Origin of the sequence: Pyxidicoccus sp. MSG2, assembly GCF_026626705.1 — a bacterium.
GTDB lineage: Bacteria > Myxococcota > Myxococcia > Myxococcales > Myxococcaceae > Myxococcus.
On the sequence record NZ_JAPNKC010000001.1, the window covers coordinates 3,984,822 to 3,997,624 of the forward strand.

General features: G+C 68.9%; 13 protein-coding genes. 5 read left to right on the forward strand and 8 right to left on the reverse strand.

Features of this window, described 5'->3' with window-relative positions:
- The first annotated feature begins 35 nt into the window (after positions 1-35).
- From OV427_RS15035 to OV427_RS15050, 4 genes are all read left to right on the forward strand, one after another.
- A complete protein-coding gene (locus OV427_RS15035) occupies positions 36-1,022 on the forward strand; it encodes a zinc-dependent alcohol dehydrogenase family protein (RefSeq protein WP_267856796.1) in 987 nt (328 codons plus the stop codon).
- A gap of 3 nt (positions 1,023-1,025) precedes the next feature.
- Positions 1,026-1,799, forward strand: a complete 774-nt coding sequence (locus OV427_RS15040; RefSeq protein ID WP_163989931.1) for a glucose 1-dehydrogenase — start codon at positions 1,026-1,028, stop codon at positions 1,797-1,799.
- Positions 1,800-1,899: 100 nt separating this feature from the next.
- The gene (locus tag OV427_RS15045) at positions 1,900-2,541 is read left to right on the forward strand and encodes a TetR/AcrR family transcriptional regulator (protein ID WP_267856797.1); all 642 of its coding nucleotides are present in this window, start codon (positions 1,900-1,902) and stop codon (positions 2,539-2,541) included.
- Complete coding sequence (locus OV427_RS15050; protein WP_267856798.1) at positions 2,538-3,413, forward strand: alpha/beta fold hydrolase; 876 nt, start codon at positions 2,538-2,540, stop codon at positions 3,411-3,413. Before OV427_RS15045 ends, OV427_RS15050 begins: the two co-directional genes overlap by 4 nt.
- Before the next feature lie 12 nt (positions 3,414-3,425).
- Here OV427_RS15050 and OV427_RS15055 read toward each other — a convergent pair whose 3' ends face one another.
- Positions 3,426-4,817, reverse strand: a complete 1,392-nt coding sequence (locus OV427_RS15055; RefSeq protein WP_267856799.1) for a hypothetical protein — start codon at positions 4,815-4,817, stop codon at positions 3,426-3,428.
- 148 nt (positions 4,818-4,965) lie between these two features.
- Here OV427_RS15055 and OV427_RS15060 point away from each other — a divergent pair, with 148 nt between their 5' ends.
- Positions 4,966-6,231 carry a phospholipase D-like domain-containing protein gene (locus OV427_RS15060; protein ID WP_267856800.1) on the forward strand — a complete coding sequence of 422 codons (1,266 nt, stop codon included), beginning with the start codon at positions 4,966-4,968 and terminating at the stop codon, positions 6,229-6,231.
- 22 nt (positions 6,232-6,253) lie between these two features.
- Here OV427_RS15060 and OV427_RS15065 read toward each other — a convergent pair whose 3' ends face one another.
- The 7 genes from OV427_RS15065 to OV427_RS15095 all read right to left on the reverse strand — a co-directional run bounded on the left by OV427_RS15065 (position 6,254) and on the right by OV427_RS15095 (position 12,786).
- Positions 6,254-6,967 carry a double-CXXCG motif protein gene (locus OV427_RS15065; protein ID WP_267856801.1) on the reverse strand — a complete coding sequence of 238 codons (714 nt, stop codon included), beginning with the start codon at positions 6,965-6,967 and terminating at the stop codon, positions 6,254-6,256.
- Between the two features lie 2 nt (positions 6,968-6,969).
- On the reverse strand, positions 6,970-7,695 hold the full coding sequence (locus OV427_RS15070; RefSeq protein WP_267856802.1) for a TIGR02269 family lipoprotein: 726 nt from the start codon (positions 7,693-7,695) through the stop codon (positions 6,970-6,972).
- Between the two features lie 117 nt (positions 7,696-7,812).
- The gene (locus OV427_RS15075; RefSeq protein ID WP_163989919.1) at positions 7,813-8,013 is read right to left on the reverse strand and encodes a hypothetical protein; all 201 of its coding nucleotides are present in this window, start codon (positions 8,011-8,013) and stop codon (positions 7,813-7,815) included.
- A 366-nt stretch (positions 8,014-8,379) separates the two neighbouring features.
- A complete protein-coding gene (locus tag OV427_RS15080; RefSeq protein WP_267856803.1) occupies positions 8,380-8,919 on the reverse strand; it encodes a hypothetical protein in 540 nt (179 codons plus the stop codon).
- A gap of 138 nt (positions 8,920-9,057) precedes the next feature.
- Complete coding sequence (locus OV427_RS15085; protein WP_267856804.1) at positions 9,058-10,362, reverse strand: hypothetical protein; 1,305 nt, start codon at positions 10,360-10,362, stop codon at positions 9,058-9,060.
- A 48-nt stretch (positions 10,363-10,410) separates the two neighbouring features.
- The gene (locus tag OV427_RS15090; RefSeq protein WP_267856805.1) at positions 10,411-11,718 is read right to left on the reverse strand and encodes a leucine-rich repeat domain-containing protein; all 1,308 of its coding nucleotides are present in this window, start codon (positions 11,716-11,718) and stop codon (positions 10,411-10,413) included.
- A gap of 54 nt (positions 11,719-11,772) precedes the next feature.
- Positions 11,773-12,786, reverse strand: coding sequence for a zinc-dependent alcohol dehydrogenase family protein (locus OV427_RS15095; protein WP_267856806.1), 1,014 nt, complete (start codon positions 12,784-12,786; stop codon positions 11,773-11,775).
- Between the last annotated feature and the right edge of the window lie 17 nt (positions 12,787-12,803).

Genomic DNA, 12,803 nt, shown 5'->3' on the forward strand with positions numbered 1-12,803 from the left:
CGCCTGCGTTTTCCCCCTCGGACACGGAGCGACGCATGAAAGCAGTGCGGTTCTCGACCTTCGGACATCCCATGAAGGTGGTGGAGGTGGTGGAGGAGCCGGACGTGGCGCTGAAGCCCGGCGAGGCGCGGCTGGAGGTGCTGGCCAGCCCCATCAATCCCTCCGACGTGCTCACCATCACCGGCCAGTACGGCCAGCTCCCCAAGCTGCCCGCCACCCCCGGCAACGAGGGCGTGGGCCGGGTGGTGGAGGTGAAGGACTCCACCGCCGTGCGCGTGGGAGACGTCGTGTTCCTCCCGCTCGGCGCGGGCACCTGGCGCACCCACCTCACCGCTCCCGCCGAGGCGCTGACGCCAGTGCCCCCGGGCACGGACGTGCTGCAGGCGTCGATGATGTTCGTCAACCCGCCCACCGCGGACATCATGCTGCGGCAGTTCGTCACCCTGCAGCCCGGGGACTGGGTGCTGCAGAACGCCGCCAACTCGGCGGTGGGGCGCTACGTCATCACCCTGGCGAAGCTGGCCGGGTACAAGACGGTGAATGTGGTGCGCCGCGAGGAGCTGGCGGCGGAGCTCACGGCGCTGGGCGCGGACGCCGTGCTGGTGGACTCCGACAAACTGTCCGAGCGCGTGCGCGAGGTGACGGGCGGCGCGAAGGTGCGGCTGGCCCTGGACGGTGTGGGCGGCGACTCCACGATGAACCTGGGCGACTCGCTCGCCACGGGTGGCACGGTGGTGAACTACGGCGTCATGAGCGGCAAGGCGCCGAAGCTGTCCGCGGCGGCCACCATCTTCAAGGACGTCACCCTGCGCGGCTTCTGGCTGGTGCTGTGGATGAAGCGCACCCCGCGCGAGGAGCAGCGCGCCCTCTTCACCCGGCTGGCGGGGCTGATTGCCAATGGCACCCTGAAGACGGCGGTGGAGGGCACCTTCGCGCTGGAGGACATCAAGGACGCGCTGGCGCGGGCCATGGAGGGCGGCCGCGGCGGCAAGGTGTTGCTCACCCCCAACGGAAAGGTCTGAGTCATGAAGCGAGTCGAAGGCAAGGTGGCACTGGTGACGGGCGCCGCGGGCGGGCTGGGCAGCGCGGCGGCGCGGATGCTGGCGCGCGAGGGCGCGAAGGTGGTGGTGACGGACCGCAAGGAGCGCGAGCAGGACGGGCTCGCGCTCGTCGCGTCCCTGGGTGAGGGCGTGGGCCTCTTCCTCCCGCTGGACGTCACGAAGGAAGCGGACTGGGCGAGCGCGATGGAGCGCACGCTGGCGCACTTCGGCCGGCTGGACGTGCTGGTCAACAACGCCGGCATGGGCATCCCCAAGGACATCGAATCCATCTCCCTGGAGGAGTGGCGCATCGTCCACGCCGTCAACCTGGACGGCGTGTTCCTGGGCTGCAAGCACGCAATCAAAGCCATGCGTCAGTGCGGGGCCAAGGGCTCCATCATCAACGTGTCCTCGGTGGCGGGCCTGCTGGGTGTGCCCACCATCGTCGCGTATGGCTCGGCCAAGGGCGCGGTGCGCATGCTCAGCAAGTCGGTGGCCATGCACTGCGCGTACAAGGGCTACGGCATCCGCTGCAACTCCATCCACCCCACGTTCATCGAGACGGACATGGTGGACGCGCTGGCGAAGAGCAGCGGTGACGCGGCCAAGGCCCGCGCCAACATGGCGCGCACCATCCCCCTGGGCCACCTGGGCGAGCCGGACGACTTCGCCTACGCCGTCGTCTACCTCGCCTCGGACGAGTCGAAGCTGATGACGGGCTCGGAGTTCGTCCTCGACGGAGGCGCCACCGCGCAGTGACGCCGTTCGGAGCGGCGGCGCCCTTTGGACGCCGCCGCCCTCCCCTTCCCGACGCCGCCTGGACATCCTCGCGCCTCTTCATTAAACACGTTCATTGAACGTGTCCAACGAATCCAGGAAACAGCCCGGCGTCCGGGCGACGCAGAAGGAAGCCACCGGCAAGGCGGTGCTGGAGGCGGCGCGGGAGGAGTTCGAGCGCGTCGGCTTCGAGGCGGCGAACCTCCGCGCCATCGCGGCACGGGCGGGCGTCTCCGCCGGGACAGTCATCCACCACCACGGCGACAAGCGGGAGTTGCTCCACGCGGCGCTGTTCGATGACCTGGACGAGACGCTGCGGCGCGCGCTCTCCGGGATGGGCCCGGGGCCGCTGGAGTCCCAGCTCTCCGCGCTGACGCGCACCGTGTTCGGCTACTACCAGCGGCGGCCGAAGCTCTCGCGCACCCTGCTCAAGGAGTCGCTCTTCGCGGACGCGCCGTGGGCCGGGAAGTTCACTGCGCAGGCGGGCATGGTGCATGGGGCGCTCGCGAAGCTGGCCACCGAGGCGGCCGCCCGGGGCGAGCTGCGCCCCGACGTGAACGGCGCGCTGTTCGCCGTCGCGTACCTCTCCTTCTTCTACTTCGCCCTCATCTCGTGGGTGCAGGGCGCGCACGGCACTCCGGTGTCGATGGTGGAGCACCTGGTCCTCCAGCACCTGGAGGGCCTCCGTCCCACGAAGAAACCCTCCCGGAGGAAGTCCCGATGAAGTCCGCGTTTCGAGGCGAGCAGGCCAGGGGCGTGCTCCTGAAGTGGTACGAGCATTTCCGCAGCCGCCTGAAGGTGCCCACCGAGAGCCGCACCGTGCGCACGCGCTTCGGAGACACCCACGTGCTCGTCGGAGGACCGGAAGCCGGCCCCAACCTGGTGGTGCTCCACGGCGCGCTCGCCAGCTCCGCGCACGTGCTCCACGAGCTGGCGCCGCTGTTGGAGCGCTTCCGCGTCCACGCGGTGGACATCGTCGGGCAGTCGGTGAAGAGCGCGGACGCGCGGCCCTCGGTGTCCAACAACGAGTACGGCGCGTGGCTGACGGACGTGCTCGACGGGCTGTCGCTCCAGCGCACGCACGTGGTGGGCGTCAGCTGGGGCGGCTTCGTGGCCATCCGCCTCGCGGCGTCCGCGCCCGAGCGCATCGACCGGCTCGCCCTCCTCGTCCCCGCGGGCGTGGTGAATGGCTCGCCGTGGGCCGGGTTCACCCGGCTGGCCCTCCCGATGATGCTCTACCGCCTGTTCCCCTCGGAGCGGCGCCTGGAGGCGTTCACCCGGAACCTGCTCACCACCCGGGATGACGACTGGAGGCCCTACCTGGGCGACGCCTTCCGCGCGTACAACATGGACATGCGGGTGCCGGCGCTCGCGAAGCCGGAGGAGCTCTCACGGCTGAAGGCACCCACGCTGGTGCTGGGCGCGGACCTGGACGTGAGCATCCCGGGACAGAAGCTGCTCGACCGCGCGCCCCAGCTCTTTCCCACGCTCGCGGACCGGGAGCTCCTCAAGGACTGCCTCCACTGCCCGCCGACGACGGACGCCTTCCGGCGCTGGCTGTCGGAGCGCATCAGCGGCTTCCTGCTCGCGAGCTGACTCGGGGGCCCGCTAGTCCTTCATCACCTGCGCGGCCTTCAAGAGACGCACCGCCTCCGCCGCGCCGGGGGCCTTCTTCTCCACCAGCGCGCGCAGCCGCGTGGCCACCTGCGGGGTGAGCGATTCCATCAGCGCCTGGTGGAGCGCCTCCCAGCCGAGGCCCGGGTTCTCCAGCGCCGGGCCGAGCAGCTCCACGGCCCGCCGGTCCTTCAGCCGCACCAGCGCCGCCGTGGCGTCCGCTCGGGCCCGAGGGCACTGGCGCCCGAGCTGGTACGCCGTGTCCGCAGCCTCGCGCCCCTTCACGAAGCCGAGCAGATTCACGCCCGAGCCGCCACCGGTATCCCGACAGAACACGGTCTGGAGGATGGTCGCCTTCGCCTGCGGGTGGCCCTGCCGCGCCGCCGCCTCCAGCTCCGCCTCCTGGACGAAGGCGTGCTCCACCTTGAAGGTCACCTTCACCGGAACGGTGAAGCCCGCATTGACGAGCTTCGCCGCCAACCGGTTGCGCTCGTCCTCGGGGTAGCGCTCCAGGTCCTTCACCGCGCGCGCCCCGGCGGCCTGCCGGCTTCCCATGGCAATCCACTGGCCGGTGGCCACCGGCATCAACAGCTCCGGCAGGTACCGGCCGCGCTCGGCCACCGCCTCGTACAGCGCCACCGCGCAGCCCGGAGCCACCTCCAGCGACTCGCCCGGCCCGGCGCGCGCCGTCACCCGCAGCTCGTCGTTGGAGCGGGACCAGCCCCGCGCGTTGGCCGTCCCCGCCGCCAGCATCTCCACCCACCGGGCGTCGACCTGCGCCGGCTCCTGGCACGTCTTCTCCTCCCGCAACGTCCGGGCCCGCTCGGACAGCGACTTCAGCGACTCGCCCAGCGACGCCGCCTTCGCGCCCTGCCGCATCACCGTGCATTGCACGAACGACTCCGCCCAGAGCACGAGCCAGGGCTCCTTCTCCCGGGCCAGCCGCTCCACGGCGCCGGGCAGCGCGTCGGGCACGCCGTCCGCGGCCAGCAGCGCCAGGGCGCGGTCGAACGGCTCCGCGGACGCCTCCGCGCGCTGGCGCAATTCCGGGGACTGCACCAGCAGCTTGAGGGCCAGCTTCGAGGTCTTCTCCGGCAGCCGGGACTGCCCCATCTGCCCCCCCATGCTCATCATGTGCATGGCGAACATCGGGCAGGCCCTGATGCCGGCGGCCAGCGCCAGCGCCCGCTCCTCGCCACTCACGCGCGCCAGCTTCACCAGCACGTCGTACGCGGCGGCGCCTCCCTTCAGCAGCACGGCCTCCGCCTCTTCTCCCTTCCCAGGCTTGTCCAACGCGTACGCGGCCTGCCACAGCGTGGCGTCGTCCGCGGCATGTGCCGCACCCGCGAGCACGAGGAAGGCGACGAGGAACGTGAGGCGGTGCATGGAACCTCCTGGGGTCAGCCAGTGACGCGGCGACATCGTACACCCGGGTGCACGGCGCCCCATTGGCATTGGCACGTTTCAAGTGATTTACCCGGAATACACACCTTCATCCCGTAGCACGGCGGCGATGAACCTCCGGGAGAGCACCATGCTTTGGAAGTCCGCTTCGCTTCGGCGAGCCCTCGCCACCGTCCTCTGCACGTCGGCCGTCATCGGCTGCGAGCCACTGCCTTCCGAGCCCGACGTCGGTGACGCGGACCTGGGTACCGCGCAGGCCGGCATCCGCTCCGCGTCCGGGACACTGGGCGGCAAGGTGGTATGGGCGCACTTCAACAACCCGCCCGCGTACAGCGGCCGGGACTACACCATCACCGACGAATTGAAGCGGCTCATCAACGAAGTACCGGCGGGCGGCACCATCCGCGGCGCCATCCACTCGCTGAGCATCGACGGGGTCGCGGATGCGCTGCTCGCGGCGCAGAACACGCGCGGCGTCACGGTGTACCTGGTGCTGGACGGGAAGAACGCGCCGTCCACGGACCCGGCGGTGAACACCATCCGGCAGGTCGCCAACACGCGCTTCTGCACCAACTCGAGCGGAGGCGGTGGCTGCATCAGCACCACGTCCGCCAGCAACATGCACACGAAGATGTTCACGTTCAGCGCGACCAAGGACCCCAACGGGGTGCTGCGCCCCTACGTGTCCTGGTTCGGCTCGGCGAACCTGACGTACACGAGCGGCACGGACGCGTTCAACAACACCCTCACCGTGTACGACGCCGTCACGCTGTACGACGGCCTCAACGCCAACCACTCCGACATGTGGAACCGGCGTCACTACTCCGGCAACGACTACTACGACTCGGCGAGCGGCCGGGGCTACTACCTGGCGAACCCGGCGGATGCGTACGCCTCGCCCGAGGCGGCGGGACAGACGGACACCATCGTCACGCGCCTGAATGACGTCACGCCGGATGGTAACTGCCGGGTGCGCATCGGCATGGCCTTCGTCACCACCGGGCGGCCCGCGCTGCTGTCGCAAATCAAGAGCATGAAGGCCGGGGGCTGCGCGGTGTGGATGGTGGTGAGCGGCAACCCGACGGACGGCATCGACATGTCGCAGTCCGTCTACAACGAACTGCTCGACGCGGGCGTTGCCATCCACCGCCGCGACAAGGTGCACGACAAGTTCTTCCTCGTGTACGGCAAGTACGGCTCCAGCTACGCGTACCGCGTCTACTCGGGCTCACAGAACTGGTCCCAGGACGCGCTGAGCGAGAACGAGGAGCTCTTCGTGAAGATGGCGCCCGAGACAGGCTCCGTGCACCCGATGTACGACGCGTATTACACGCACTTCAACGACGCCTATAACGGCGGCGTGGCGTGCACGAAGAGCAACTACCCCTGCCGCTGAGGCGGGCGAGCCTCCCCCATCATCAGCGTGCCGGCAGCTCGCGGAACTCCACTTCTTCGAACCCGAGCTGCCGCACCGTTTCCACGAACCGCTCTGTCCCGATGATGGCCGTTGTGAAGTTGGCGAGCCGGAAGAGATCCCGCCCCTCGGGAAGAGCCATGACATCAAGGATGGGCTCCCGGGGAAAGGTGAACGCAAGCCGGCCGCACGTCACGCACGGAGGAGGCAGGCCCCGGGGCAGGCAATCGGGATGCAGCCGTCCACGTAGTTCAAGCTGCAGTTCCTGCAACTCGATTGGGTCCTTCTCCCTCAACCGCAGCTCCGTTCTACAACCCAGCAGACCACGCAGACCCGCAGCCTGGAGCTGCTGCAACGCCTCCCTGCGCATGACCAGTTGCCACGGAGTGGCAAAGAAGAGCTGCGGAAGCCGGCCTCGCCCGGAGCCAACCAGCGGGCCGAAGTTCGCTCCTGGCTCAAGCGGCGCACCTTCAGGAGCCAGAGGGCGCACCAGTTCTCGCAGCCGCGTGAACTCCTTGAAGTCCTCTTCCACGCGGGCCTTGAACTTCCTGTGCTCTGACAGCTCCGACAGGTCCACCGCCGGATACGCCTCCCCCGTGCCACTCCAGACTTCATCGCACGTGGGACAGTGGATGCCGGGAAGCCACCATTTGGAGCTTGCTCGAACGCTCCATGAGGAGCGCGATGGGAACACGTTCCCGACACGAAACAGCCGCATGGCTAATGGATGTCCTCTTCGATGTTGGGGAACAGGGGAATGGCCTTCTTTCGCGAGTACGGCACGACGGGCCCCGAGAGGTCGTAGCGGAAAATCATCTGCGTCGCGAAGAGGTGGATGGCCTGCGGATTCCCCAGTGGATTATCGATGATGTAGAGGTACCACTCTGCATTCCAAGGTCCGCCCGCTGCGCCTCGATGAATCTTCAAGTGGACCTGCTTGTCGACGACCAGCGTCCACTCATGGATGTTCACTCCCCTGGCGTTGAACCACGTCTTGAACGCCCGGGGGAAGACATGATGCTTGACCCAGGTTCGTTTGGGTTGGTCCTCCTGTTCCTTCCTGAGCCGAGCTGCGTACTCCTCCTCGGTCTCATGCCAGGGGATGATGAAGATGGGTGCCGCATCCCTGGGTAGCCCCTGCATGCTTCCCCAGTAGCGCTGGGGGTTGGCCGGCGTCGGGAACGGCGCTGCGACTCCAGGCATCGGAGGCCGGATGGGCGCCACGGCTTGCGCCCGAACGATGCCGCCCGGGTCCACGTCCTTGCAGTAGTAGAGGCCGCACGCCCCCACCCCGCAGATGAACATGGTGCATCGATCCGCTCCGGGGTCGTCACACTCCTCGGTCTCCGGCTCCGCGTCCGCCGTCTCCCAGCGTTGCTGAGCAATGTTCGTTGAAGCGCACGCCGTCACCAGCAAGCCACACACCAGCAATCGCCAGTTTTTCATGGGGCTCACCTACCAAATCCCCCGCCAGTCCCGTGCGGCACCACTGCGATGCCGACGGGAAGACACCAAGCCATCGAGGCGGCGGAGGGCCCGCACCGCCCTTCGCCGGAGCGACTGTCACGACACCAGCACGGGCCTGCGCCGCTGGCGCGTGGCAGCGCACGCGGCGCAGACGCGCAGCTCACGGGCAATCTGAAGCCCCGTGCCGCCCGGGTCGTCATTCCACTTCACGCGCCTGCCCTGGGCGTAGCGCTGGGTGCTGGGGCGAGCGGGGAACTCAGTGAGCCGCGTGGCCACGGTGACGAGCTGACTGGACACTCCCGGACCGACGGACTTCTGACACGACTGACAGCGATACATCGGAACAGCCGAAGGAACGACGAGCCCGCGAGGTGGCTGAATCCCCGAGGGACGGGTGACCGGCCGCGATGAGCGGCCGGAGTAGCTCCGCGCACCTTCCTGGACACGGAAGGACGCACGAAGCCGGCGAGGCCCTCATGGCCCCGCGAGCGTGCGAGCTGGGATTGGGAAAGACGCGAGCCGCTCACGCCGTGCTGCCACGAGGAGGCGGCGCCGGGAGGCTTCAGCTCAAGCTGTGGAGGAGTTCACGCGAGAGGCGCTGCGGCGCCACGTCGAGAGGATGCGCGCAAGGTAACGACACCTCGCGCGCCCGTCAATCCCCCGTCACAACGTGAAGTTCACCACCACGTCCACGGTGCCGGTGGCGCCCGAGGACTCCAGGGGCAGCAGGTGGACCTGCATGGTGCCCTTGAAGCGGTACGACACCACGGTGCCGCTGTCGATGTAGTCCTCCACCTGCGTGAAGGTCAGCGTGCAACTCCCGCGCAGGTGCACGCCCGCAGCGGGGTCCTCGTAGTACGGATACCAGGCCTTGCCGCCGTCGCGGACCGTCACGGCGCAGTCCACCTCGGAGGTGGGGCCGACGAAGTCCCCCACGAAGGGACGGCCATTCGCGTTCGGGCGTACCTGCACCAGGGGCCTGGAGCCCGTCCCCATATCCAGGGTGAGGCTGAAGTCGTCAGTCGTCTCCCTGTAGGTGAGCGACGCGTCCTGGCACGCGGGCGTTCCCGTCACCGCGCCCGAGACGGTGACGTTGCAGACCGCCTGGGGCAGCGGCTCATCCTCCACCAGGGCCCCGCCCGCCCCTCCACAGCCCATGAGCAGCGCCGTGCTCAACCACGTCAGTCCAGGGATTCTTCGCATGCGAGTCTCCGCTGCCAGGAAAGTGCGGCGGAATCTACCCCGGCCTCACAGGCGCTGGAACATCACGTGCAGTCCCACCGGGCCCCGGTTCGGCCCGGGGAGGGCCTCCTCCAGCGAGAGGCCCTCCGATTGCGTCCCTCAGCCCAGCTCGCGCAGGTTCGTCTCCGCGATGCGGGTCAGCGCCACGACACGCTTGTAGAGCCAGAGCCCGAACGGGACGATGCGCTCGGGCTTCACCGGCCTCGGCAGGTCCTGGAGGTTGTCACCGAACGGGATGACGGCGTACTCGCCGCCAGGTGAGCTCACGCGCTGGTCGAAAGCCCAGGAGCGGTCCTGGTGCCAGCCGCCGTGGAACACGAAGAGGTTCTCGAGCTCCTCGTTGCCCGTGGCCTCCACCTGGTCGTCCATCGAGTAGTCGCTGTCGCTGTCAATCTCCAGGCAGCTCCACCCGCCCCCCGTCACGTTGCCGCAGTAGAACATCTCGAGGCCCGCGTCGGCCGCGCCGTCGAGAATCCAGGTGATGGAGCCGTACACGTTCGCGAAGTAGTCCCAGCTCGACTCGTTCTTCTTCGGCTTGCGGGGCTTCGCCTTCGCCCACCGCCCGACGCGCGCCTTGTGCATGCGCAGGAAGAAGGCGGCATGCTCCTCGACCGAGGCGACGCGCTTGCGGTCGGCCTCGAGGTCCAGGCACTCGGTGACGAAGTGCGCGGTCGGGATTCGCTCATGCAGGTCCTCGAGCATCGCCACGGCCGCGTCCACGGCCTCGTAGGCGTCCTTCGGCTTCGGGACGGGCGCCCGCTTCGGCAGGGGGTTCCGGGCGGGAGCGCCCTTCGGGGGCTTGGGCTCGGGATTGGGATGGTCGGAGGTCATCAGCTCGATGAGGTACAGCCTGAACCCGGCCTTCTCCTTCGCGCGGATGCGCTTCTCCGCGAGCGCGATGGCTGCCTCATGGCTCGGAGCGGGAGTATCCCGCGCACTATCGACGAGGACGTTGCCGTGCACCTCCACCGTCCACGCGGCGAACGGCTTCTGCCGGTGGTACTCGCGCCGCGTCGCGAGCGTCTTCGTCGCGTTCCACGGGAAGCCATCCTTGAAGCCGAACGCCCGGTAGCGCGCGAGCAACGGCTCCACCTCCGAGGGGGCGATGCGCGTCGACACGTCGGCGCCGTTCAGGATGCCCCGGCGGACCACTGCCTGCTCACCACGCACCTCCACGTCGACAAAGAGCTTCTCTCGCAGCCTGTAGAGCGTGAAGCGCCCGGTGATGGGCCCCTTGGCCTCGTGCGCCTTCTTGTCGAACTTGTGGAGGACGCCGGCGCTCGACACCCGCAGCTCGCGGGTGCCCACGAGGAACCAGACCTCGTCCTTCATGTCGAACTTCGGCTCGCTGTTGTAGATGGGCTCGCCGCCGTTGAGCTTCTGGATTTGCTTCCAGTGAGTCATGGCCACTGCTCGTACCGCACCCGGCGGGCCATGCCCACCCTCAACGGCTCAGTACCCCACGTGCAGGCGTCCGGGTGGCAGCGCCGCTTCCAGTCGCTTCACCTCCGGCTCGGGGACGCGGTCCAGCCCCAGCTTGAACTGCTTGAGCCGGGCGAGCGGCGCGAGTCCCCCCGGCAGCGCGGACAGCTCCCCCTGGAAGAAGCCGGCATGTGTCAGCTTCGGCATCCGCCCGAGCCCGTCCACCAGGAGCTGGACCTGGCCCGGCGTCGTCTTGAAGAAGCGCCAGAACCAGAGCTTCTTCAGCCGGGGCAGCCGCGTCAGCACCTCGGGGAAGCCCTCCAGCGCCATCGCGTCCAGGTACAGCTCCTCCAGCGCCTCCAGCTCACCGAACGCGTCCGGGAGCCGGGTGAGGTTGTTGCAGTAGCGCAGGCTCAGCTTCTTCAGCGCGGGGAGCCGGCACAGCTCCACTGGGAGCGTCGTCAGCGGCAGGCTCTCCAGGCTCAGGCTCTTCAGCGCCCGCAGCTCGCCGATGCGCGGGGAAATCTCCGCGATGTCATTGGTGTCCAGCGTGAGGCTCTCCAGCCCGGTGAGTGAAAAGACCTCCTCGGGGATGGTCTTCAGCTTCTTCTGGGCGAGCCCCAGTCGCATCGCCTTCTCGCCCCGCGCCGCCTTCTCCTTCACGGCGGCGATGGCCTTCTCCGCCGGGCCGAGCCGGGTGTCCGCCAGCACGGGCGCCCCCGCGCGCAGCTTCGCGAGGAGCCCCTTCCGGTCCAGCGTCGAGTCGGTGACGTCGCCCTCGTCCTCGTCCTCCACGGTGAAGGTGCCCGGCAGGAGCGCCTCGTGCGGCTCCAGCTTCTTGCGGGGCTTCTCCGTCGCGGTGAGCTTGCTGCCCACGAGGGCGTCCACGTCGAGCGCGCCGTACACGTGAAGGTGGTGGTGTTCCTCGACGAGGGTGCGCGCCTTCAGCCCTCCGCCGACACAGAAGACGTCATCCCCGAGCGAGTCACCGAAGAGCATCCCCCGAATCCGGACGTTGCCCGCGATGAACATGGCGGAGAACGTCGCCACGTTCTCCACTTCCAGGTCTCCCAGCACCACCAGGAGGGTGTGGTCGGCCTCATGGCCATCCTCGAGCAACCCCTTCAATCGGACGCTGCCGGTGACGACGAGCGGCTGGGGGCCAACGACGAGCGAGTCGGCCTCGAGGTCCCCCTCGTGGATGAGGACGACCTGCTCGGTGGTGCCCTTCCACCACGGGGCCAGCTTCGTCCGCCACTCGGGCGTCCCCGCCGCCTCCACGCGTGCCCATACCTCTTTCACCGGGGCGTCTCGCCCCCAGTCCTGCTTCGCCGCCATGTCCCGGTGCTCCCTTCGGGAGACATCACGCCATGGAACCGCGGCGAGGAACAGTCAGCGGACGCGGACGACGAGCTTGCCAAAGGGCCCACGGTCCAGGTGCTCCAGCGCCTTGGGGAACTCGGCGAGGGGATACACGGTGTCGATGACCGGCTTGAGCGCGAGCGCGTCCACCGCGCGCACCAGGTCCTCCAGGCCGCGCCGGTGGCCGACGAAGATGCCCTGGATGATGCCATGCCGTTGCATCAGTGGCACGGTGGGGAAGCGCACGTCGAAGCCCTCGAACACGCCGATGAGGGAGATGCGTCCACCGGGCGCCAGCGCCTTCGCCGAGCGGCCGAGGTTGTCGCCCCCAACCAACTCCAGGATGTGGTCCGCCCCCTGGCCCCCGGTGAGCTCCAGCACCGCCGCATCCCAGTCGGGCGTGTGACGCCGGTGCAGGCCATGCGCCGCGCCCAGCGCCTTCGCACGGACGAGCTTGCCCTCGTCTCCTGAGAGCACGATGACCTTCGCCCCCATGGCCGAAGCGAGCTGCACCGCGAACAGGGACACACCTCCCGTGCCCTGCGTTACCACCGTCTGCCCTGGCAGCGGCGCGCCCGAGCCCGTCAGCGCCGTCCACGCGGTGAGCCCCGCACAGGGCAGCGTGCTCGCCTGCGCGTCATCCACCGTCGTGGGCGAGGCGACCAGCCAACCCTCCGGCATGGCCACGTACTCGGCCAGCACGCCGGGGGCGGAGGCGCCCAGGCTGCGCATCTGGCGGGGCGGCGGCCCGTCCACCCAGTCCGTCTGGAAGTTGGCGATGACTCGCGCGCCCTCCTGGAAGCGCCGCGCGCCCGCGCCGGTGGCGACGACCTGGCCCGCCATGTCGGACGTGGGGACGAGGGGCTCCGTCATGCCCGCGTAGCCACCGCCATCCAGCAGGAGCTTCTCGCGGTAGTTGAGGGAGACGGCCGAGACGCGAACCAGCACCTCGCCCGCGCCCGGCTTCGGAATCGCCACGTCCGCCAGCCTCAGGTGCTGCCGGCCGGGCTGCTCCAACCGCCACTGCTTCATCGTGCCGCTCATCGTCTGCTCCCGCGTCA